Annotated in this window: 19 protein-coding genes; 14 read left to right on the forward strand and 5 right to left on the reverse strand. The window is 38.7% G+C overall.

Annotated features, from left to right (window positions below):
- From BMY50_RS18460 to BMY50_RS18470, 3 genes are read right to left on the reverse strand one after another with little or no spacing between them, the layout of a single operon-like run.
- Positions 1-1,251: an ABC transporter substrate-binding protein gene (locus tag BMY50_RS18460; RefSeq protein ID WP_139202289.1), complete on the reverse strand. Its 1,251-nt coding sequence runs from the start codon at positions 1,249-1,251 to the stop codon at positions 1-3.
- Positions 1,208-2,758 carry a glutamine-hydrolyzing GMP synthase gene (guaA, locus tag BMY50_RS18465; RefSeq protein WP_093327290.1) on the reverse strand — a complete coding sequence of 517 codons (1,551 nt, stop codon included), beginning with the start codon at positions 2,756-2,758 and terminating at the stop codon, positions 1,208-1,210. The genes BMY50_RS18460 and guaA overlap by 44 nt, the downstream gene beginning before the upstream one ends.
- Positions 2,759-2,791: 33 nt before the next feature.
- On the reverse strand, positions 2,792-3,745 hold the full coding sequence (locus tag BMY50_RS18470) for an acetyl-CoA carboxylase carboxyltransferase subunit alpha (RefSeq protein WP_093327294.1): 954 nt from the start codon (positions 3,743-3,745) through the stop codon (positions 2,792-2,794).
- Positions 3,746-4,111: 366 nt separating this feature from the next.
- On the opposite strand from BMY50_RS18470, the gene BMY50_RS18475 reads away from it, so the two are divergent.
- From BMY50_RS18475 to BMY50_RS18495, 5 genes are all read left to right on the forward strand, one after another.
- Positions 4,112-6,385, forward strand: coding sequence for an aconitate hydratase (locus tag BMY50_RS18475; protein ID WP_093327297.1), 2,274 nt, complete (start codon positions 4,112-4,114; stop codon positions 6,383-6,385).
- Positions 6,386-6,881: 496 nt separating this feature from the next.
- A complete protein-coding gene (locus tag BMY50_RS18480; RefSeq protein WP_139202290.1) occupies positions 6,882-7,103 on the forward strand; it encodes a hypothetical protein in 222 nt (73 codons plus the stop codon).
- Between the two features lie 210 nt (positions 7,104-7,313).
- Positions 7,314-7,640 (forward strand): DUF3276 family protein, encoded by a 327-nt coding sequence (locus BMY50_RS18485; RefSeq protein WP_093327301.1) that lies wholly within the window; start codon positions 7,314-7,316, stop codon positions 7,638-7,640.
- A 758-nt stretch (positions 7,641-8,398) separates the two neighbouring features.
- Positions 8,399-9,247: a KPN_02809 family neutral zinc metallopeptidase gene (gene ypfJ / locus BMY50_RS18490; protein WP_093327304.1), complete on the forward strand. Its 849-nt coding sequence runs from the start codon at positions 8,399-8,401 to the stop codon at positions 9,245-9,247.
- A 79-nt stretch (positions 9,248-9,326) separates the two neighbouring features.
- Positions 9,327-9,755: a DUF983 domain-containing protein gene (locus BMY50_RS18495; RefSeq protein ID WP_093327578.1), complete on the forward strand. Its 429-nt coding sequence runs from the start codon at positions 9,327-9,329 to the stop codon at positions 9,753-9,755.
- Here BMY50_RS18495 and BMY50_RS27970 read toward each other — a convergent pair whose 3' ends face one another.
- Entirely contained in the window at positions 9,756-9,914 is a 159-nt protein-coding gene (locus BMY50_RS27970) for a lmo0937 family membrane protein (RefSeq protein ID WP_139202291.1), read from the reverse strand. It lies immediately after the preceding gene.
- 195 nt (positions 9,915-10,109) lie between these two features.
- Between BMY50_RS27970 and pyrR the strand changes: the two genes are divergently transcribed.
- The 9 genes from pyrR (at position 10,110) to BMY50_RS18540 (ending at position 21,238) form a co-directional block, all read left to right on the forward strand.
- Positions 10,110-10,661, forward strand: coding sequence for a bifunctional pyr operon transcriptional regulator/uracil phosphoribosyltransferase PyrR (gene pyrR / locus BMY50_RS18500; protein ID WP_093327307.1), 552 nt, complete (start codon positions 10,110-10,112; stop codon positions 10,659-10,661).
- 21 nt (positions 10,662-10,682) lie between these two features.
- Complete coding sequence (locus BMY50_RS18505) at positions 10,683-11,621, forward strand: aspartate carbamoyltransferase catalytic subunit (protein ID WP_093327310.1); 939 nt, start codon at positions 10,683-10,685, stop codon at positions 11,619-11,621.
- A gap of 159 nt (positions 11,622-11,780) precedes the next feature.
- Positions 11,781-15,005 (forward strand): tetratricopeptide repeat protein, encoded by a 3,225-nt coding sequence (locus BMY50_RS18510; RefSeq protein ID WP_238383816.1) that lies wholly within the window; start codon positions 11,781-11,783, stop codon positions 15,003-15,005.
- 78 nt (positions 15,006-15,083) lie between these two features.
- Complete coding sequence (locus BMY50_RS18515) at positions 15,084-16,802, forward strand: TonB-dependent receptor (RefSeq protein WP_238383817.1); 1,719 nt, start codon at positions 15,084-15,086, stop codon at positions 16,800-16,802.
- Between the two features lie 46 nt (positions 16,803-16,848).
- Entirely contained in the window at positions 16,849-17,844 is a 996-nt protein-coding gene (locus BMY50_RS18520; RefSeq protein WP_093327315.1) for an HU domain-containing protein, read from the forward strand.
- Between the two features lie 77 nt (positions 17,845-17,921).
- Positions 17,922-18,623 (forward strand): MotA/TolQ/ExbB proton channel family protein, encoded by a 702-nt coding sequence (locus BMY50_RS18525; RefSeq protein WP_093327317.1) that lies wholly within the window; start codon positions 17,922-17,924, stop codon positions 18,621-18,623.
- A 31-nt stretch (positions 18,624-18,654) separates the two neighbouring features.
- Positions 18,655-19,065, forward strand: a complete 411-nt coding sequence (locus tag BMY50_RS18530; protein WP_093327319.1) for an ExbD/TolR family protein — start codon at positions 18,655-18,657, stop codon at positions 19,063-19,065.
- A 26-nt stretch (positions 19,066-19,091) separates the two neighbouring features.
- Positions 19,092-19,910 (forward strand): energy transducer TonB family protein, encoded by an 819-nt coding sequence (locus tag BMY50_RS18535; protein WP_093327322.1) that lies wholly within the window; start codon positions 19,092-19,094, stop codon positions 19,908-19,910.
- A gap of 20 nt (positions 19,911-19,930) precedes the next feature.
- Positions 19,931-21,238 (forward strand): bifunctional folylpolyglutamate synthase/dihydrofolate synthase, encoded by a 1,308-nt coding sequence (locus BMY50_RS18540; protein WP_093327325.1) that lies wholly within the window; start codon positions 19,931-19,933, stop codon positions 21,236-21,238.
- Between the two features lie 24 nt (positions 21,239-21,262).
- On the opposite strand, the gene BMY50_RS18545 is transcribed toward BMY50_RS18540, so the two are convergent.
- Positions 21,263-23,548, reverse strand: a complete 2,286-nt coding sequence (locus BMY50_RS18545; protein ID WP_093327328.1) for a GH92 family glycosyl hydrolase — start codon at positions 23,546-23,548, stop codon at positions 21,263-21,265.
- Positions 23,549-23,562: the final 14 nt, after the last annotated feature.

Consider the following 23,562-nt stretch of genomic DNA (forward strand, 5'->3'; position numbering starts at 1 on the left):
CTACAATGGCTTGTATGTAGTACCATTAAAACGTAACAATCTGACAAAATTATTAACATACCCCGCACTAGCGCTATGCTTAAAGTCAAATCCCAATGATAGGCCTTTATGCTTTTCTTTGGCAACTCGGTTCACATAATCTTCAGGATATTGAGCAAGCAATCTGCCAAAAAAAACACCTGTATCAAATCCCTTAAAGGCAAACTCCGATGGTATTACCCTGTATAAGTCAAAATAACTTACCCTAAATTTACGCGTTCCGTCATTGGCTTCATCAACAAAATAAGAAGAGCTGATACACGTATTAAGCGTTTTAAGATATTCAGCATTAAAATCAAGTTTACTCCAATTTGGGTGTCCAATGAGTGATAGGTCATAGGCCTGCTCCGTCTTTAATCGATATAGATCAGCTATGAGTGGAGATACAAAATATTGATTGCCCGAGCCATTTATAACTAAATTTTTGCCGGTAACAGCTAAGTTGACTTCTATTTCACTAAGTTCCGCTACTTCTGTATAGTGTACATCCAAAGCATCCAAAGCAATTTTTAAAGGATCGATAAATTTTCTGCTATCTTCATCGTTCGTATTAACGATAATCACCTTACCATCTGTTCCAAATTTATCTGCAATATATTTACTAATTACTTGCGCATGTATTTCAATGGGTGGCGTAACAGTTACTAAATTCTCTACCTGATATCTGGACGGATTACTAGCAGCCAGCGGGGATATTTGTAATTTACCTTTTAAGTTGGCAGCGCTGCTAAATGCATTAATTTCAGTTGGAAAGATAGGGCCTATTACCAATTGCGCTTCTACGATGTCCTTACCTACTGCCAGCTTCTGAACTTCTCCGGTATTGTCTCTAGTATCCAGCACATGCAGCTTGAAATTATCCCCTTCTTTTGCCAGCATATCCAATCCGAGTTTAAATCCCTGATAAAAATCAAGTGCTAAACTAGATCGATCTACGTCCCGTTTATTAGGAAGAGAATCAATTACTTTATCAAGTTGAAAAGGTAAAAGCAGGGCAATATTGTTAAAGCTGATTTCCTTTTTCGCACCGGTCTTCACCTCTTCCTTTTTTTCGGCCTCTTCCGTTTTCTTTGATGGACTTTTTGTCCCTTTTCCCCCACCCGGGCGAAGCACTTTAGGGGCACATGCTCCAAAAAGCATCCCCATAAGTAGTATAACGGCTAATATTTTACTCCCATTCAATGGTAGCCGGTGGTTTTGAACTAATATCATAAACAACTCGGTTTATCCCCTTAACGTGATTAATAATTTCATTTGATATTTTTGCCAATAATTCATATGGTAAATGAATCCAATCTGCTGTCATGCCATCTAATGAACCAACAGCCCTTAATGCAATAACATATTCGTAAGTTCGTTCATCTCCCATCACTCCAACAGATTGAACAGGTAAAAATATTGCTCCCGCTTGCCATACTTTATTATACCAACCGGATTCTCGAAGGTTACGGATATAAATATCATCCGCTTGTTGCAAAATACTTACTTTCTCTGCCGTTACATCTCCTAGAATCCTAATACCCAAGCCTGGTCCTGGAAACGGATGTCGGCCCAATATTAACGGATCGATACCCAATGCAGCCCCTACCCTACGCACTTCATCCTTAAATAATGTATTTAAAGGTTCCACTACCTTTAGTTTCATAAAGTCGGGTAATCCACCAACGTTATGGTGAGACTTGATCGTAGCCGACGGACCCTTAACCGAAATTGATTCAATGACATCCGGATAGATCGTACCCTGCCCTAACCATTTTACTTCTATCCCTTCAGGCAGTTCTTTTTGAACTTCATGCGCAGCTTCATCAAACACTTCAATAAAAGCGCCACCTATAATCTTTCTTTTACGTTCTGGATCGGCGATTCCTGCTAACTGACCATAAAATCTTTCTCTAGCATCGATTCCTTTAATATTCAAGCCCATGTGCTTATAAGAATCCAACACCTGCTCAAACTCATTTTTTCTTAGCAAGCCATTGTCAACAAAAATACAATGAAGATTTTTCCCAATAGCCTGGTGTAGTAGTATGGCAGCAACCGATGAATCAACGCCTCCCGACAAAGCGAGTATTACGTGATCATTTTGAAGCTTCGTACGTAGCTCATTAATAGTTGTTTCGATAAAGGTATCAGGCGTCCAATCTTGTGAACACCCACAAATATTCAGCACAAAATTTTCTATTAACGCTTTCCCATCAAGGCTATGCGTTACCTCGGGATGGAATTGGATACCATACGTTTGGGATCCCTTTATATGATAAGCTGCTACTTGAACTTTATCTGTACTTGCTATAATTTCGAATCCTTCAGGAACATGCTTTATTGTATCTCCATGCGACATCCACACTTGAGAATCAAGTGGTATTCCTTTCAGTAAAGCACTTTCTTGATTAACAAATAATAGATTTGCTCTTCCGTACTCTCGAATTTCAGAAGGTGTTACTTCTCCGCCAGAATGTTGTGCTATATATTGCGCACCGTAACAAACGCCTAAGAGAGGCAATTTTCCATGAAATTGTTGAAAATCTATTTGAGGGGCATCTGCTTGACGTACAGATGATGGACTACCAGAAAGAATAAACCCTTTAACATACTCGTCAATCTCAGGAAGGTGATTAAAAGGGTGTATCTCACAGTAAACATTTAACTCTCTGACACGGCGCGCAATCAATTGTGTATATTGTGATCCGAAATCAAGAATAATAATCTTCTCTTGCATGGGCCAAAGTTAGGTATTTGATTTGAAAAAAACCTACTCTATCACTACTCCCATTGCACAGAATTTTTCAATTCGATCGTTCACTAACTTATCTACTTGCTTTTTATTGAGATCTGTAATATCTTTCAAGATTTGTTCTTTGATAGTTTCAGCTATCTTTGATGGATCACGGTGAGCTCCTCCAAGAGGTTCAGGTATAATTCCATCAATTAAACCATTGCTATACATATTTTCTGCCGTCAGCTTCAAACATTCTGCAGCCTTCTCCTTATAATCCCAGCTACGCCACAAGATAGAGGAACAAGATTCAGGAGAGATTACGGAGTACCAAGAATGCTCTAACATATATACTTTGTCACCGATTCCAATACCAATGGCACCACCAGATGCACCTTCTCCTATGATAATGCAAATGATCGGAACTTTAAGAACAGACATTTCCAACAGATTACGGGCAATTGCTTCCGCCTGCCCTCTTTCTTCCGCCTCAATTCCTGGAAAGGCGCCCATTGTATCTACAAAGGTCACTACAGGTTTACCGAATTTTTCGGCAATTCTCATCAAGCGCAATGCCTTTCTATAACCTTCTGGATTAGCCATTCCAAAATTACGAAACTGCCTTTCCTTGGTATTTTTCCCTTTCTGATGACCGATAACCATCACAGAATACCCACTTATAGTGGCCAAACCACCAACAATGGCTTTATCATCTCCAACATTCCGATCGCCATGAAGCTCTACAAAGTCTTCACAGATCATGCTAATATAATCTAAGGTCTGCGGACGATCAGGATGACGGGCCATCTGCACTTTCTGCCAACCATTTAGATTACTATAAATTTCTTTCCTCGCTTCGTCCAGCTTCCCCTGCAATTCGGCAAGAGTGGCAGACATATCTACCTTTGTCTTCTCCGCCACTTGGTTCACCTTCTCCATTTGCAATACTAAATCAGCAATTGGCTTTTCAAAATCAAATGTTGTTTCCATAAAGAAAATTTGGGGTCGCTAAGGTACGTATTTTTTTTATAGAGTAAAAACTATCCACTTCATCGCAGCGTCCCATTTTCATAGCCTGTCGCAAACCATTGGCATCTAGTTCAGATCGTTAAGTATAATTTAAAATCATTTGATGAAAAACGTCGATCATTCAGCTAACGGTCTATAAAAGAAACAGTTTAGAATATTTCCAAATAACAGCTTACCCAACAAAGATATGCAAATCCTTTCTTTTTTTCGTAAATTCGTCACGCTTTAATAGCTGATAAATGAGTGCAGCAAAATAAGAAAAGCTAGGTTTGTTGCTCCAGAACAGCCCTATAAAGCATATATCATCCATATTTAAAATATATAAAAATGGCATTTGACATAGAAATGATTAAAGCGGTTTACAGTCGTTATGAAAGTCGGATTAGTGCGGCTCGCAAGGTTGTCGGTAAACCTCTTACGTTAACAGAAAAAATCTTATATGCCCATTTATGGGACGGAGAAGCTGGAGAAGCTTATGGTAGAGGAAAATCATATGTCGATTTTGCACCTGATCGCGTGGCCATGCAAGATGCAACTGCCCAGATGGCTCTTCTTCAATTTATGCAGGCAGGCCGTCCTCAAGTCGCTGTACCCTCAACGGTACATTGTGACCACCTGATACAAGCAAAGGTAGGAGCCGAAGCTGATTTAGCGATTGCTAACGACCAAAACAAGGAAGTTTATGATTTTCTTGCTTCGGTATCAAATAAATATGGTATTGGTTTTTGGAAACCAGGTGCAGGTATTATTCACCAAGTGGTTTTGGAGAATTATGCATTCCCTGGAGGTATGATGATCGGTACAGATTCACACACCCCGAATGCCGGTGGTTTAGGTATGATAGCGATTGGAGTCGGCGGAGCGGATGCCTGCGATGTAATGGCAGGCCTACCTTGGGAGCTGAAATTCCCTAAACTTATTGGTGTTAAATTAACTGGTAAATTAAGTGGATGGACGGCAGCAAAAGATGTTATCTTAAAAGTTGCAGGTATCTTAACCGTTAAGGGGGGTACAGGTGCCATTGTAGAATATTTTGGTGAAGGTGCCCGTTCGCTATCTGCAACTGGAAAGGGAACGATCTGCAACATGGGAGCAGAAATTGGCGCCACCACATCAATCTTTGGCTATGATGAAAAATCTGAAGCTTATTTACGTGGAACCGAGCGTGCCGACATTGCAGATTTAGCCAACACCATTAAAGAACATTTAACCGGTGATGAAGCTGTTTATGCTAATCCGGAACAATATTTCGATCAAGTTATCGAAATCAATCTTTCAGAACTTGAACCACATATCAATGGCCCTTTTACGCCAGATTTAGCATGGCCAATATCTAAATTTGCTACTGCCGTGAAAGAAAACGGTTGGCCTGAAAAATTAGAAGTGGGATTAATTGGATCTTGCACCAACTCTTCTTATGAAGATATCAGTCGTGCAGCTTCTTTGGCGGAACAGGCTGTGGAAAAACATTTAATTGCAAAATCCGAATATACGGTAACCCCAGGATCTGAACAAGTACGCTATACCGTAGAGCGTGATGGTTTCTTAGATATTTTTGGCAAGATAGGGGGCGTAGTGTTAGCCAATGCTTGTGGTCCTTGTATAGGCCAATGGGCTCGTCATGGTGCGGAGAAAAAGGAAAAAAATTCGATCATTACTTCTTTCAACCGTAACTTCGCAAAACGGGCCGACGGCAACCCAAATACACATTCATTTGTAGCTTCGCCTGAAATTGTGACCGCATTAGCCATTTCCGGATCACTCTTGTTTAACCCATTAATAGACACGCTTACTAACGAAAAAGGCGAACAGGTGAGGCTAGATGAACCACAAGGTTTAGAACTACCTATTAAAGATTTTGCTGTGGAGGATGCTGGTTATCAAGCGCCCGCAGAAGATGGCAGTAAGGTACAGGTGCTAGTAAGTCCAAGCTCCGATCGTTTACAATTACTAGAACCCTTTAAACCATGGGAGGGAACTGATCTTCTCGGTTTGAAACTATTAATTAAAGCAAAAGGTAAATGTACCACCGATCATATCTCGATGGCAGGACCTTGGTTGAAGTATCGTGGACATTTGGATAATATTTCAAATAATATGCTAATTGGTGCTATCAACTTTGCAAACGACTCGGCGGATACCGTTAAAAATCAATTAACAGGTGAATATGGTCCGGTTCCTGCTACCCAAAGAGCATACAAGGCAGCTGGCATCGATACAGTAGTGATTGGCGATGAAAACTACGGCGAAGGTTCATCAAGAGAACATGCAGCTATGGAGCCCCGTCATTTAGGTGTCCGTGTTATCCTAGTTAAGTCTTTCGCACGAATTCACGAAACGAACCTTAAAAAACAAGGTATGTTGGCCCTTACCTTCCAAAATCCTGCGGATTACGACCTCGTACAAGAAGATGACGTCATTGACATCACCGGCCTCACTTCATTTGCTCCAGAAAAGCAGTTGACGGTTGTATTGCATCATGCTGATGGATCTGAAAACAGCTTTCAGGTAAATCATACTTATAATGCACAGCAGATCGAATGGTTTAAAGCTGGTGGAGCACTAAACATTATACGCAAAAATCAAGCTAAAAATACTTAAAATACAAAGAGGCACTTCACAAGAGTGCCTCTTCTTTCTTTACTTTTGAATCTAATTCAATAGCGGGTATCACTCTGAGATACCAGATTTTCAACAAAACAAAGGAGTGTAGATGACAATTAGTTGTATTCCCTTGGTATGGTCTTCAAGGAATAGCCATTCGCCAGCAAAAAACTGACCTCCAAATCTTCGGGGTAGTAAAAGCTAAGTAACTGTAGATACTTTGAAAGAAGATTTTCATTGTCGTGTCAGTTCTAATAGGCAATGAAGCTTGCTTCGCAGGTTGAAGCCAGGAGCTTTTGGTTACTTTTTGCGAAAACCTCGAGCCTATTGGCGAGAAGCTTGAATGCCTTAAAAAAACAAACAGATGATGAAAAAAAGTAACACGTCATTGATAGCCATTCTAGGCAAACCCGATAATATTAACTAAAACTTCATGCTACCTTAACATGTAAATCATAAGTGATTTCAAACTTTGATAAAAACACATATGGCCATGGAAAGCTTGAATATAGAAATTACCGAAAATCAATATCTAATTAGATTAAAAAAATCTGATTTCGATTTAAATTATTTATATGGCCTTTTGAGAAGTCTTGGAGCGGATACTCCTATTTCTAAAACAGATTTTTTCAAACAAGAGGATGATGACATGATAAAGAGTTGGAAAAACAGTGTGGAACTTGGCGAAAGATTTGATCATCTCTTAGATAAATAATCGTTTGAACATCTTATTTTTTTAAAAAAAAATAGTTTATTCTATTTTTTCCAAAATCATCGAAAATAAGCCTCAAAGTCATCTTTTTCACAACAAACACCTCAACCAGAATCATTTTTCTTTAACTATTATTCAAATCCATTTGCATTATTAAAAAATATTGGTTTATATTTATGCCGAATCAGGGAACTTAAACTTAAAGTTTTGACAATGGGAGATTTTGACAACAAAGAACGGGAAGAAGTTTTTTCAAAAAAGGTAAGAGCAGGAAAGCGCACCTATTTTTTTGATGTAAAAGCCACGAGATCTAATGATTACTATGTAACCATTACGGAAAGTAAGAAAAGATTAGAAGATGGTGTTTTTGTGAAGCATAAGATTTTCTTATATAAAGAAGATTTTGAAAAGTTTGCAGAAGGTCTTAATGATACTGTAGAGTATATTAAGGCACATCAAGAAGTAGTAGAAAAGCGTTATGAATTTAGTGAGAATGGAGTAACCGCTGATTCTAAAAAAGATGATGATTATTCATTCTAACAGACTGCTTAATTGAAATTCAATTAAGAGCCTCAACCATTTGAGGCTTTTTTTATTTTAGCTCATCACTAAATTATGCACAGATCGCTTTTGCATAGTTTAAGAGAAAAGAGATATCAGTCGTAAAAGTTAAAGGAACGTTTAATTATTCACCATGTTGTTCCCTTTAAAAGTGTTCATGAGCTCGCAAAGCTCGGTTTAAGCGCTGATCGCGCATATTCTTCTACTTTGTCCGCAACAAAGTAGAGCAAAATGCCTGGCTGGCTTGTTCCGTTGCAATTCGTGGCTTTCATGCCGGCCGCAAAAGAAGCACCCTCCCGATAAGGCTGGGCTTCGTTCGTCTTTTGCTCTTTTCTCGCTTGCTTCGCCTGAAAAGCACATTATTAGGCATGACAGCTTCCGATTGCTGCCTACACAAACCCATGCCATTTTCGTCCTTCGGGACGTTTATGCCTGCTCGGCAATAGCTCTCCGTTCTACTTTAAATCCGCCTTAGTCAGCTGCGACTTGCAGGTGGATGCACTGCCATTGTAGCAGCTGTCTACAGCGGGAGTCTTTGCTACTTTCTTCGGAAGAAAGTAGATGAAAGTAAACATTCTTTTTGCCCGGTAAAGGAAATAAATAAAACCAGCTATGCAACGGAATCTCCCCAAAATTTGCTTAAAAAAAGAAAGCTACATGTACTTTTACATGCTGCTATTTCTTTGTTGCATTTGAAGAGCAATTTATTTAAGTTTGTTTTAAAAAAAACTAAAATTATGCGCTGGAAAGGCAGAAGAGAAAGTGACAACTTTGAGGACCGCAGGGGCATGTCCGGAAAAGGGCTGGCAGTAGGCGGTGGTATTGGAGCAATAGTAATTGCTTTAATTGTAAGCTTTCTAGGCGGGGACCCTCAAGAGGTTCTTCAACAACTGCAAAATCAAGCGCCTCAGCAACAAGAACAACCCATTGAAATTAGCGAAGAGGAAAAGGAATTAACTTCTTTTGTGAGAGTAGTGCTCGCAAGTACTGAAGACATTTGGAGTCAACTATACAAACAAAACGGTGAGGTCTATCAAAAACCCTCTTTAGTAGTATATAGAGATCAGACATCAACTGAATGCGGGGCAGGCATGACCGCTATGGGCCCCTTTTATTGCCCCGCAGATCAGAAGCTTTTTATAGATCTTAGTTTTAATGACGAACTGAAAAACAGATTTGGAGCCCCAGGAGAATTTGCTATGGCATACGTTGTAGCACATGAAGTTGGCCATCATATTCAACATCTAAATGGTACGATGGCCAAGGTACAACAAATGCGTGGCCAGCTGAGTGAGAAAGAATACAATAAGCTCTCTGTAAAGCTTGAATTGCAAGCAGATTTTCTTGCTGGAGTTTGGGCTCATCATGCTAACGAAGTGGAAAAACTTTTAGAGGAAGGGGATATTGAAGCGGGGTTAAAAGCTGCTAACGCTATCGGTGACGATAAACTACAAATGCAGGCACAAGGGCATATCGTACCAGACGCTTTCACTCATGGAACCTCCGAACAGCGGGTATATTGGTTTAAAAAGGGTTATTCAACTGGTGACCTTAGCCAGGGCGATACTTTTAACAATGATAGATAATGGTATGTAGCTGTTACTAATGCTCATCAAGATGTTTTTCATTCAACAGAAATTCCTCCTATCATCCTATATTAAATACATGAAACAAAACACACATCCTCATAAATCCATCCCTACACTACCCGCTATGCTAAAAGGTAAATGTGCTCGATGTAGAAAAGGGAATATGTTTAAAGGTCCTTTTTCCAATGTCATGTATGAACAATGTGATCACTGTGGCCTCACATTTGAACGCAATCCAGGATACTTTTACACCGCCATGTACGTTACCTATGTTTTTAATGTAGCAGAAATAATTACACTAGGCGTTGCAACGTCTGTTTTATCGGGAGGTTCAGACAATCCTTGGCTATATGTTGGTATCATTATACCAAGCATCTTACTTCTCGCCCCGCTCAATTACCGATACTCTAGGATTATACAAATGTATTGGTTAGACCCTAATTTAAAATATAAGCCCGAATTGTCGACCCGCGAACGGGACACGCCCCCTGCAAAAAATGACTAATTATACATTTCTTGAATTTCTCTTGGCCATGCCCAACACAAGCGCAACAATACCCAGCACCAGCAAAATATAAATTAAATTGCCAACCGCATATACAAAGGTTCCTAGCGCCCAACCGACTAAAAGAATAACTGCTATTATATAAAATAATGTTCTCATAACGCTGTCTATTTAATGTATTATGAGAACCATCAAATAAATATTTTGTTTGAATACATGCCCTGCAATATTCTGATAAATTGCATATCAGAGCAAATTTATCTAAGTTTGCAGATGGAATAAAAATGTTCCTTAACCTTGAAGCATTTATATAATAGAAGACAAGATTTTAACGGTTCAAGCAAATAAACCCCAATGCAGCAGTCAATCTTATTAAGTGGCCAAAAATTTCAAATAACCATACAACGCTTATGTCGGCAGTTGATTGAAAACCATCATGATTTCGAAAATTCGGTAATCATTGGTATTCAACCAAGGGGCATCTACCTAGCCAAACGTATTAAGGAAGAACTTCAAAATATAATAGGTATTGATAACATCTTGTTTGGCGAATTGGACATTACATTTTATAGAGATGACTTCCGTCGCAAAGAAAGCGGCCCACTAGTTCCTAATAGCACATCTATCGAGTTTGTAATTGAAAACAAAAAAGTTATTTTAATTGATGATGTGCTGTGGACAGGAAGAACCATACGCTCCGCCCTTGATGCTATTCAAGCATTTGGTCGGCCGGAGAAAGTAGAGTTATTAGTATTGGTAGATCGTCGTTTCTCCCGCCATTTACCGATAGAGCCTGATTATATCGGCATACAAGTTGATTCCATCAACTCTCAAAGGGTTACTGTTAATTGGCAAGAAACCGACCAACAAGATCAAATAATTTTGTTAACTGAAGATAACAATTAAAACATTTTGATTGCATAAATAATGGCAGACACAGCACAGCAGCTAAGCACCAAACATCTTTTAGGCATTAAGGATCTCTCCACTGACGACATCCATCTCTTACTGGATACCGCACATACTTTTAAGGACGTTATCAATAGGCCAATAAAAAAAGTACCCTCCTTGAGAGATATCACCATTGCCAATGTATTTTTTGAAAATTCAACACGTACACGGCTTTCTTTTGAACTTGCTGAGAAGCGCCTATCTGCAGATGTGGTTAATTTTGCAGCTTCCTCCTCCTCTGTTAGTAAAGGTGAAACACTTATTGATACTGTCAATAATATCTTGGCGATGAAAGTGGACATGATTGTTATGCGACATCCATATCCTGGAGCTGGTGTATTTTTAAGTAAACATGTGAATGCCCAAATCATCAATGCAGGTGACGGTGCTCATGAACATCCAACACAGGCTTTACTAGACGCTTTTTCCATCAGAGAAAAGTATGGGCAGGTGGAAGGGAAAAAGATTGCCATTATTGGCGATATATTACATTCCAGAGTGGCACTTTCCAATATATTATGCTTACAAAAACTTGGTGCCGAAGTAATGGTATGTGGACCAACTACTTTAATTCCTAAATACATTACCTCGTTAGGTGTTAAAGTCGAACATGATTTATTAAAGGCCCTCAATTGGTGCGATGTGGCTAATATGTTGCGTATACAACTTGAACGCCAAGATATCAGTTATTTTCCTTCATTGCGAGAGTATTCAATGCTGTATGGCTTGAATAAAAAGATCTTGGACTCCCTCGATAAAGAAATTACGATCATGCATCCAGGCCCTATAAACCGAGGTGTAGAAATTACCAGTGATGTTGCAGATAGCAAACATTCCATTATATTAGATCAAGTGCAAAATGGGGTTGCAGTTCGCATGGCGGTTCTTTATTTGTTGGCTGGAAAACGTATTTAGTACGTGCGTATGAAGGATTTATTGAACCAATAAAATATATTAAACACATTATTTAACAATAATTGCCGTTATATAAACAGGTTATTAACAATTGTTAGCTAATAGTACACAAAACTTTACATCATCCCATTAATTTAGCATAAAAAGGATTTGAACAATATGTTTAAAAAATTCACCCGTATCAGTTTATTACTTAGCCTTTTATCAAGCACAGCCATTGCGCAACAAAGCGCTTGGCAATCGTTGAACCAAGCCTATAAAACAGGAATGGAATTATATGAAAAAGGTAAATATGCCTCAGCATATAATCAACTAGGCAAAGTAGAAGAGATCAGAACAACTACCACTATACAAGAAGATGAAAGTGATCAAGTTTCTCTTTTAAAAGAGAATGCACGATTCTACCAAGCAGTATGCGCATTAGAGCTCGGCAACCATGATGCTGAAGGTCTTTTTCTTAAATTCATCAAAGACCACCCTACTAGCTCTAATACGAAAGCAGCTTATTTTCAGGTGGGCAGATCTTATTTTGCTCAAAAAAATTATGAGAAGGCGATTGAGTGGTTCAAAAAATTAGATGGAGGAAATTTAAGTGGGGCAGAAAATACTGAATACCGATTTAAACTTGCTTATTCGCAATTTATGACGGAAGATTATAAAGCTGCCAAGCCCCTATTTGAGCGTTTGAAAGATGAAAATGGACAATACCAAGAAGCCTCCGTTTATTATTATGCCTATTTAGCCTATCTCGATGGGGAATACAAAACAGCATTACGTGAATTTGAAAGACTAAAAGGTTCCAAAACTTATGAAAACAGTTACCCATATTACATTTCGGCACTTTACTTCTTAGATAAACGCTACGATGATGTTTTGGCATATATACTTCCAATACTGAACAAAACAAAACAGGAAAACGAAACGGAAATATTTAGAATCGTTGGAGCCACTTATTTTGCAAAGAACGATCTGGTAAAGTCCAAAGAGTATTATGATAAATTCCAGGCACAGGACCAAGGAAAGACACAGAATAATCAGGATGACTATCAAATAGGCTATATTGCCTATAAGAATGGCAATTATGAAAAAGCAGTAAAAGAACTCGAAAAATTGACAGAACCCGATGCCTATTTTCAAAGCGGGATGATTATTTTGGGAGATTCTTTCGTAAAACTGGGGAATAAGGAAAGTGCTAGAAATGCATTTTTTAGAGCTTCTAAATTAGATTTCGACCCTTCGATGAAAGAACAGGGCCTACTCAATTATGCAAAACTTTCCTACGAATTGGAATTTCATCAGGTGGCTTTAGAAGCTACCCAGGAATATTTGAAAACGTATCCACGTTCGAAAAATCTTGACGAAGCGAAGACCTTACTTGCAGAAGTATTACTGAGTACCAAGAATTATAGAGCAGCAGTTGATATTTTGGAATCTATACCAAAACGCAATAGAGATGCGGATGCAGCATATCAAAAAGTTACCTACTATAGAGGACTCGAATATTACAATGAAAGAGCTTTTGAAAATGCCATCTCAATTTTTATGCGCTCTGAGAGCAACCCTATCGAACCTGAATTACTTGCCTTAGCTACCTACTGGAAGGCAGAGGCTATGTATGAAGTGAGAAAATATGGTGAAGCTACTACTAACTTTAGCCGATTCCTACAGTCGCCTGCTGCAAAAAACACAGATGTGTACAATTATGCGAATTATGCGCTAGCATATGCCGCCTTCCGAAATGATAATTTCCGAGTTTCTGCCAATTATTTTGCCAAATTTCTTAATAGTGGTGACCCTATTGAACTGAATACCAGAAATGATGCTATTGCCCGATTAGGAGATTCTTATTTTATGCTGAAAGATTACGGTAGAGCAATGGATCAGTATAATCACTTGATGAGCTCAAAAGCAAAGACACAAGATTATGCACTATTCCAAAGTGGAATCATCAGGGGACTTCAAGGCGATACTGATGGAAAGATTGGCGTGATGACAGATTTATTAGCGAGATATCCAAATTCCAATTACGCAGACGATGCCAGCTTTGAGATTCCTTATACCTTCTTTTTAAAAGGAGAAAATGAAATCGCCATTCAGGGCCTTCAAGATATGATCGAGAAATATCCGCGTAGTAGTTACGTACCAAGAGCATTGGTTACGATCGGGCTAGTACAGTATAATAGTGATAATAATGATGCTGCTGTAAAAACCTTCCAAAGAGTTGTAGAGCAATATCCTACTACTCAAGAAGCTAAACAAGCCTTAAAATCTATTCAAAATGTTTACATAGATAAGGGTGATGCACAGGGCTTTTTAGACTATGCAGGTACCACTGCAATTGGCGACTTATCTACAGCAGAACAAGATAACATTACTTTCCAGGTAGCAAATAATTACTTCTCACGTGGTGATTATCAAGCGGCAATAGATGCCGTAAATGCTTATTTCGATAAATTCCCGAAACCGATACAAGAAAAATTTGCCCGCTTTATCCGAGCGGAAAGTTTGTATAAGACCGGACATCCTCAAGAAGCACTGCATGATTTCAATATTATCTTAAATGATTGGACCAGTGCATACACTGAGCGTACATTATTAAGTGTTTCTAATTTGTATCTTGACCAGAAGAAATATAATGATGCCATTGCGCCACTTAAAAAACTTGAATTAACAGCAGAATACAAATCACATTATAGCTTTGCTATCAATAATTTAATGGTAGCCTATTTCAATATCCATGATTTCGACAATACGCTCATGTATTCCCGCTATGTAAAAGAATATGAAAAATCTTCTGCGGAAGACCGAGCCAAAGCAAATTTATATGCAGGAAAGGCACATATGCTGAAAGGAGATCTAAAAACTGCAAGAAAAGAATTCGACGAGGCGGTTAAAAATAGTCAAACGATCGTTGGAGCGGAAGCTAAATACAGCGTTGGTAAATTGCAGTATGAAGCTGGGGAATATAAAGTAGCACAGGAAACAGCCTTTGATTTAATTAAAAATATGCCCTCTTATGATTATTGGGTTGCGAAGAGCTTTATTTTGTTAGCCGACTGCTACACAAAATTAAAAGACGAATTCCAAGCGAAAAATACCTTGCAGAGTATTATCGAAAACTATGAAGGAGACGATGATATACTTCCGGCAGCCAAAGAACGTTTAGAAAAAATAACTGGTAAAAAAAGTGATACTAAAAAAGTAGACGACAAGAAGAAAAAAAGCGATTCAACTAACGTTGACAGCTTAGAAACCGACAGTATAAAGACAGATTCTATCAGCACAGATTCAACTAAGGTTGATAGTTTAGAAACAGATAGTTTACAAAATGATGCTGTAGCCTTAGATTCAACTGCTACTATTGATAATGATCAACACAATTAATTACTGCGTTAAATATTGAATAGGGTGTTAGTACCGATTAAAATAACAAAGAACAAAACCATGATATTGAAGCCTTCAATGTTTAAATATACATTACTGATTGGTCTTGGATTTTACTCCTTGACAGCTTTTTCGCAAGAAGAAGAACAAATACCCACGGAGGAAACCCAGGGAAAGTTAGGTGAGATTGAAGTAATACGGGATTATAAACCCATTCTGGCCGATGCTGTCAAGATCAGACAAAGCCCGGATTTAACGAATAATCGCAAATACTTTTCGAAACCTAATTATAATATTTTCGATAAAAAACTCGATATTAATACAGGTACACATCGTTTAGAAATACAACAAGTTCCACCAAGCCGACCAGATATATTAACCAACAACTATGCAAAGATTGGTGTTGGTAATTTTAACACCCTATTAGGTGAAGTATACATCAGCAATGGGGAAGATGAAGCTCTTCAAGTTGGTGGATTTATAAAACACTTGAGTCAAAAAGGATCCGATTTCGAAGGACAAAATTTTGGAGAACAAAAGATAGGCCTATTTGGAAGGAGTATACTCGAAAAAATTACGCTTAATGGTGAGGTTGGTTTTAACAGATATGCTACCCGCTATTATGGATTTGTCCCTACCCTTCCAGATCTAAATCCAGATCCGATAAAGCAGCACTACAATGACATCTACATTAAAGGTGAATTAAATAGCAATCACGAGGATAATGAGGAACTATTAAGCTACTCGTTAAAAGCTGATGGCTATCTCTTTGGAAATGCTTTTTCAGCTAAAGAAAATTCTTTTGCACTGAGCGGAAACATTAACAAAAAAGTTAATGCCTTTAATGTGGGAGCAAACATATCAGGAGATTTCACCAATGTGAAAAGCCAGGATTTAAGTTTGGGAAACCATATTGCTCGTGTTAATCCTTATATACGTTTCCAAGGCAAAAATTACAAAATTACGCTAGGTGCTGCATTGGTTAGTGAGTTTGGTGGAGATGAAACCAGAAATAATATTTTCCCTGCCGTTGATGTAGATTTTGCCTTAGTCCCAGAATATGCCAGTTTATATGCCGGTGTTAAAGGAGACGCAGTAAAAACTTCTTATAGATCATTAGCAAACGAAAATCCATTTTTAAGCGAAACACCTTTTATTGATACCACCAACAATACACTTGTTGTTCGTAACATGCTTGAAAAATTGAATGTTTTTGGGGGTATCAAAGGAAATGCCGGTGCAACGCTCGGTTATAAAATTGGTGTATTCTACAAACAGCTTAGTGATGTGCCTCTTTATGCCATTAATCCCAACAACCCTACCCGCTACGATATAATCTATGATAGAGACGAAAAGAATACCGTTTTTGGTTTTGAAGGAGATATTAATTTGAGAATATCGGAAGCATTTAGCTTGGGAGGAAATCTTCTATTCAACGAATATGATATGAAGAATGAGGCCGAAGCATGGTTTATTCCAAAACTACGGGTAGCCGCTAATACCAGAATTAATATTAGTAAGAAAGTTTATATTGACGGCGAATTATTTTTCAACGACGCCATGAAAGCGAAGTCTTACAACAAGTTCGTAGGAATTACAACAGGTGATCCAAATGCGCCAGTTACCGTTTCGATGCCCGCATTTGTTGATATAAGTGCAGGTATCGAATATAGAGCAACAAAACAAATTGGGGTGTATGTAAGGGGAAATAATCTTCTTAGCAACAACTATGAACGATTCCTCTACTATCCGCGCTTAGGATTTAATGTAATAGGTGGCGTAAATGTTTCTTTTTAATGTTTAACATTTTTAATTTTGCCAGCCGGAACTAAAGAAAATAAGAATGCTTAACATTGGCCAGTATCTTCATAAACTATTACTTGTCCATCAAGAGGTGGGAGTTCCTGGCATCGGCATCTTTAAAAGCGAGCGTGTTCCTGCCCGCTTTGACGAGATCAAAGGAACATTTCTTCCACCATCAAACCGTTATTCGTTCATTCAGCATGAACCTGTTGATCATTATTTAGTAAACTATATTAGTAAAACAGCTGGGCTAAACCTTGAAGATGCAAACGAAGCGCTTGAAAAAGCAACGGTAAGCCTTGTAACAGAGATCGGTAATAAAGGTGAAATCAAAATTGATGAAATTGGTTACCTTAAAGAACAAGAAGGTGCATATGTGCTTGTTCCCTTTGCTCCTGATAGCTTTTGGGGACTACAGCCGGTAAAAGAACTTATTTCAACGCCTAGCACAACAAGTGAGTCAGAAGTGGTTATTAACGCTGATGAACTAACAGCTGAAAAAGGCGTCGCTATACAAGCGGAAGAAACACAGGAAGCACAAAACACGTTCGAAGAGAAATCGAACAACGGCAAAATATGGGGATGGAGTATTGCAGCTCTTTTGTTAATAGCTGTTTCATCATTTTGGTGGTATACTAAAAACCAGTCGAAGACAAGTGTTCAATCGCTTCCGATAGCGCAGCATGATGGTAAAGAAACTAAACCATTGATCGCTACTGATACAGTCGCCATTCAAAATGATACTATAAAAAAGGTGATTGATACCGTCCCGGCTAAAAAGAAACCACTGATACAAAAAGCTTCTAAGACATTGCCGTATAGCATCGTACTAGGTTCATTTAAAACGATGGACCTCGCTATTAAGCAAGCAGAATATTTTAGAACTATCGGTATTGACGCCTTTGTATTAGAAAGCAATATGCCCTATAATAGAAAGAAAATCTGCTATGGATTATATGCGACCAAAGAAGAGGCTAAAAAACAGTTGGAGAAAGTAAGAAATGACATAAATCCAGAGGCCTACATATTTCCATAAAGAAGGTACATTATTAAGCATTGACAACAAAAATTTAAAGCAAACAGAATACATCAAAATTATTATTTTATAAAAACATGTTTTTATTACAAGTAACAGACACCCCAGCAGCATTGGATACGATGCTTACGCAAGCTGGACCATCTACAGCACCAATCGACGAATTAAGTTTACTGGACTTACTCATTAAAGGGGGATGGGTAATGCTACCAATTGCTCTCTTAGCTTTTTTAGGCTTAGTTATATTTATAGAAAGGTATTTAACAATTAAAAAAGCTTCCCGATACGACTCTAATCTCATGATTCAGGTAAAACAGAACATCATGTCGGGAAGACTAGAGGCCGCTTTGGCACTATGCCGTAACAGTAACGGTCCTTTAGGCAGAATGCTTCAAAAAGGACTTACCCGTATTGGAAGACCCATCAAAGATATAGAGGGTGCTATAGAGAACGTAGGTAAGTTAGAAGTTTCTAAGCTGGAAAAAAACATTAATGTGTTAGGCATTATTGCAGGTATAGCACCGATGTTAGGGTTTGTTGGTACAATCATTGGGGTTATTACAATTTTCCATGAGGTGTCTTTAAAGGGAGTGATAGAAATAGGCACTGTTTCGGGAGGTTTATACACAAAGATGGTTACTTCAGCATCAGGTTTGATTATTGGTATTATAGCCTACGTCGGGTATCATATTCTTAATATGATGGTAGATCGACTCATATTACGTATGGAGACAGATGCAATAGAGTTTATTGATCTTTTAGAAGAGCCTGGCAGCTAGTTATCAATAGCATCGTATAAATGATTTTCAAATGAATTTAAGAAAAAAACATAATAGACCAGCAGCAGAGGTTCACACTTCTGCCCTGAATGACATCATGTTCTTCTTGCTGTTGTTTTTCTTATTGGCTTCTGCTGTTGCAAATCCTCAAGTAGTGAAATTATTACTTCCAAGATCCCAGTCAGGAGAACAATCAGTAGCGAAACGTACAATAAGCTTGTCAATTAACAAAGATTTGCAGTACTTTGTAGAAAAACAGCAAGTACCTCTAGACCAGTTAATGCCCACTTTACAGACTTATGTACAAGAAGGGCAGGAGTTAACAGTTCTTTTATACGTAGATAGAACTGTTGCCATAGAAGATGTAATTGAAGTGATGGACGTTGCCAATAAGTTAAAGATTAAACTGGTATTGGCTACGGAACCAAAGGAGAAGAATTAGAAATTAATAATCGGAGAGAGAGATAAATGAATCATCAGCATAAGCAAGAAAACAACTACCCGAAGGCGTTTGCCATTTCAGGGGGAGTATTTGCAGCACTCCTACTGATGAGTTTTTTCTGGATGTTGAGCCAGCCCGTAACAGAATTTGGAATGGGAGGACTAATCGTAAACTATGGCACAACAGATGAAGGGATGGGCGACGATTATATGAGCTTAGATGAGCCATCAATGGACCCAAATGCCAATAAAACCCGTCCAGATAAGGTTATTCCAAATGAAGAACCTACACCGGTTGTTTCACAGCAAACAAGTGACAAAACAGTCGTTACGCAAGATGTTGAGGATGCGCCGGAAGTGGTGACGAAAGAAAAAGTAAAGCCTAGCTCAAATACTCCAACGGTTACACCTGAAAAAAAAGAAAGTAAACCAACCGTTAATCCGAATGCCCTTTATACGGGAAAAAAAAATAAGGGTGCAGGTATTGGTGATGGCACCGGAACAAAACCAGGAAATCAAGGAAGCGAATTAGGTAATAATATGGCTGCCAATTATGGCGAAGGTGGTTCAGGTAATGGCTTGGTAGGCTTACCTAATAGAACCTTTGCTGTGCGACCGCAGATAGAAGACAAGGGCCAACTTTCAGGCCGTGTAGCAGTAGAAATTACCGTGGATAAAAATGGTGTTGTAACCCGGGCTAGAGCCGGAGCAAAAGGCACAACCTTATCAGATGCTACACTATGGGAAAAATGTGAAGCTGCGGTAAGAAATGCCCGCTTAAATGCTACCGACGGTGGGCCAGATCTTCAATCGGGTATCGTCGTATTTAACTTTAAAGTGAAGTAAACAGCTGAGCATTAAACTTCATGAATTACATCGAGGTAATTGATTATTTATATAGCCGTTTGCCAATGTTTACGCGCGACGGCTCTTCTGCTTTCAAAAAAGATCTAACGAATATCCGAAAATTTTGCGAAGCCTTAGAGAACCCTCAACAAGACTTTAAGGCTATTCACATTGCTGGGACAAATGGAAAAGGAAGTACGTCGCATATGCTAGCAGCCGTATTACAATCCGCCGGCTATAAAACAGGCTTATATACCTCACCTCACCTGCTCGATTTCCGCGAACGGATAAAAGTAAATGGTGAAATGATTCCCCAGCAAGTTGTGGTAGATTTTGTAAAGCGGCATAAATCATTGATAGAAGAAATAAGACCCTCGTTTTTTGAAGTCACCGTAGCAATTGCCTTTTATTATTTCTCTGTCTCAAAAGTAGATGTCGCGATTATTGAGACTGGACTGGGAGGTCGTCTTGATTCCACGAATATCATCCAGCCTGTACTGTCGGTCATTACAAATATTGGCTTCGATCATATGAATATGCTAGGTAATACGCTCACTGAAATCGCTCATGAGAAAGCCGGTATTATTAAAGCAAACACACCTATCATTATAAGCGAACGCCAATCTAAAATAGATACTGTTTTTACAGAATACGCACACCGACTACATGCACCTATAACCTTTGCTAGCGATCAATGGTCTATACGCTCAGTCGAACTTCATCCAGCAAATCAGCAAATAGAGGTCTTATCCAATACGAACTTGAATGATCAACTTGTTCTATCATTGGATCTCAAAGGAAGCTATCAGCAAAAAAATGTTTTAGGCGTACTCACCGCAATACATCAACTGAATCAATTAGGTTTTAACGTCGACCAACAGACACTTATCAAAAGTTTAGCTTCCGTTCAGCAACTTACAGGTTTAATGGGGCGCTGGCAAACATTATCTTCCAATCCACTTACCATTTGTGATACCGGGCACAATGAAGATGGCTGGCAGGAAGTCCTTAACAACATTCAATTAACAGCATTTAACAACCTACATATGGTAATCGGTGTGATGCGGGATAAGGATCTTGATCATATGCTTACATTACTGCCTAAAAATGCCACATATTATTACTGTAGCCCACCCTTTGAAAGAGCTTTACCTGCTGATGAATTACAGGTTGCTGCACGCAATTTCGGCTTAACTGGTAGTGCTTATGACAATGTAATACAAGCCATAAAAGACGCACAAATGAATGCAGCTCATCATGACCTAATCTTTATTGGCGGTAGTACATTTGTAGTAGCAGAAGCTTTACCTTTATTTATAACAAAGTAAAGGTAGAGCTTCTGTTATTTATTTTTATTTCTCTCTAGATAAAGAATAAGGTAAGTCATTCTCCGTTACTCCACGAGTTTTGTTAGGCTGGTTGTTCATATCAAAGTCAACCACTACACCGTTAATTAATTCGCTGTGTTTAAAATAACTTCTGCTGTAAGATTGGCCGTTCAACTTCACCTGATTAACATAACGATTATCCGCGCTGTTATTCGAAGCATTTAAAACGATCTCCTTCCCATTTTCCAGTTTAATTTTGGCGTATTTAAATAGTGGAGCCCCTAAGACATACTCATTGATGGCAGGAGTTACTGGGTAAAAGCCAAGGGCAGAAAACACGTACCAAGCAGACGTCTGCCCGTTGTCCTCGTCCCCACAATAACCATCAGGTGTAGGAAGATACATTCTATTCATGGTCTCGCGTACCCAATATTGAGTTTTCCAAGGTTCATTAGCATAATTATATAAATAAATCATGTGCTGAATAGGTTGATTCCCATGCGCATATTGCCCCATATTGGCAATCTGCATTTCACGTATCTCATGGATTACTTGTCCATAGTAACTATCATCAAAAACTGGCGCAAGTGTAAATACTGAATCCAATTTAGTTACAAATGATTCTTTACCTCCCATTAGGTCCATGAGTCCTTGTACATCATGAAAGACAGACCAAGTATAATGCCAGCTATTTCCTTCCGTAAAGGCATCTCCCCATTTAAACGGATTAAAAGGTTTTTGGAAGTTTCCATCCTTGTTTTTGCCTCGCATTAACCCCGTCTCTTTATCAAAAAGATGCTTGTAATTCATGCTCCGCTTACGGTATAATTCAATTTCTTTTTTAGGCTTATTTAGTTTTTTAGCTAATTGATAAATAGCAAAATCATCGTAAGCATATTCTAGTGTTCTTGCCGCATTTTCATTTATGTCGACATCGTATGGCACATAACCCAGTTTCTTATAAAACTCTGCTCCTGCCCTACCAACAGCGGTTAATGGCCCGGCATTATTGGCTCCATGCAATAATGCTTCGTACAGTGTCTCGATATCGTATCCTCTAAGCCCCTTCATATATGCATCTGCAACGACAGATGCTGAGTTATTTCCCACCATTACACTGCGCAAGCCCGGACTTGCCCATTCAGGCAACCATCCGCTTTCTTTATAGGCATTTGCAAGCCCCTCCTGCATCTGAACATTTACCTCTGGATAAACAAGGTTAAGAAAAGGAAACAAACATCTAAATGTATCCCAAAATCCTGTATCAGTAAACATATAGCCCGGTAGCACTTTTCCGTTATAAGGACTATAGTGAACCACTTTTCCGTTTGCATCGTATTCAAAAAACATTCTTGGGAAAAGTAATGTTCGATATAAATTGGAGTAAAATGTCCGAACCTGATCAATAGATCCACCACCTACTTCCACTTTACTCAATGCTTTATTCCAAACTGCTTTCCCCTCATTCTTCAAAGCATCAAAGTCTTTGTTGCCAATCTCATTCAAATTAAGCAACGCTTGTTCGTGACTGATAAAGGAAGAAGAAACCCTAATATTAACCTGCTCTCCAGCTTTTGTGAGCTTAAAACCCACAACAGCACCAACATGATCATCAGTTAATTCCAACGCATTATCTTTCAATTGATCTCCGCTAAAGCCCGCCACACTGCTAAAGGGTTTATCAAATTCTAAAACGAAATAGTTTTTAAAATTTTCAGGTACACCTCCACTATTTTTTGTAGAATATCCAATAATTTTATTTTCGTTAGGAAGAATTTTTACATAAGAACCTTTATCAAAAGCGTCGATTACGATATAGGCGCTGTCTGTTTTTGGGAAAGACACGCGGAATCGCGCGGCTCGCTCAGTAGGTGTGATCTCTGTCTTTACATCATGATCGGCCAGGTAAACGCTGTAATAATACGGTGTTGCAATTTCCGCCTTGTGAGAAAACCAGCTGGCCCTATCATCTTCTTTAAATTTAACGGCTCCCGTAATGGGCATAATGGAAAATTGTCCGTAGTCATTCATCCACGGCGAGGGTTGATGTGTCTGTTTAAAGCCACGTATTTTATCGGCATCATAACGGTACATCCAACCATCGCCCATCTTACCCGTTTGTGGCGACCAAAAATTCATGCCCCAAGGTAATGCGATCGCTGGATAAGTATTTCCCGTTGAGAGACTTGGTTTAGACAAGGTGCCTACCAAGGTATTTACATAGTCGACCGGACTGGATACGTTTTTAATTTCCTGTCCACAAAGCGTGGTAAAAAGAAAGAAAGAACATAAAGAAAGTAGCGTCTTCATCAGATTGTAGTTTT

The sequence above is a fragment of the Olivibacter domesticus genome, from assembly GCF_900109575.1.
Taxonomy (GTDB): domain Bacteria; phylum Bacteroidota; class Bacteroidia; order Sphingobacteriales; family Sphingobacteriaceae; genus Olivibacter; species Olivibacter domesticus.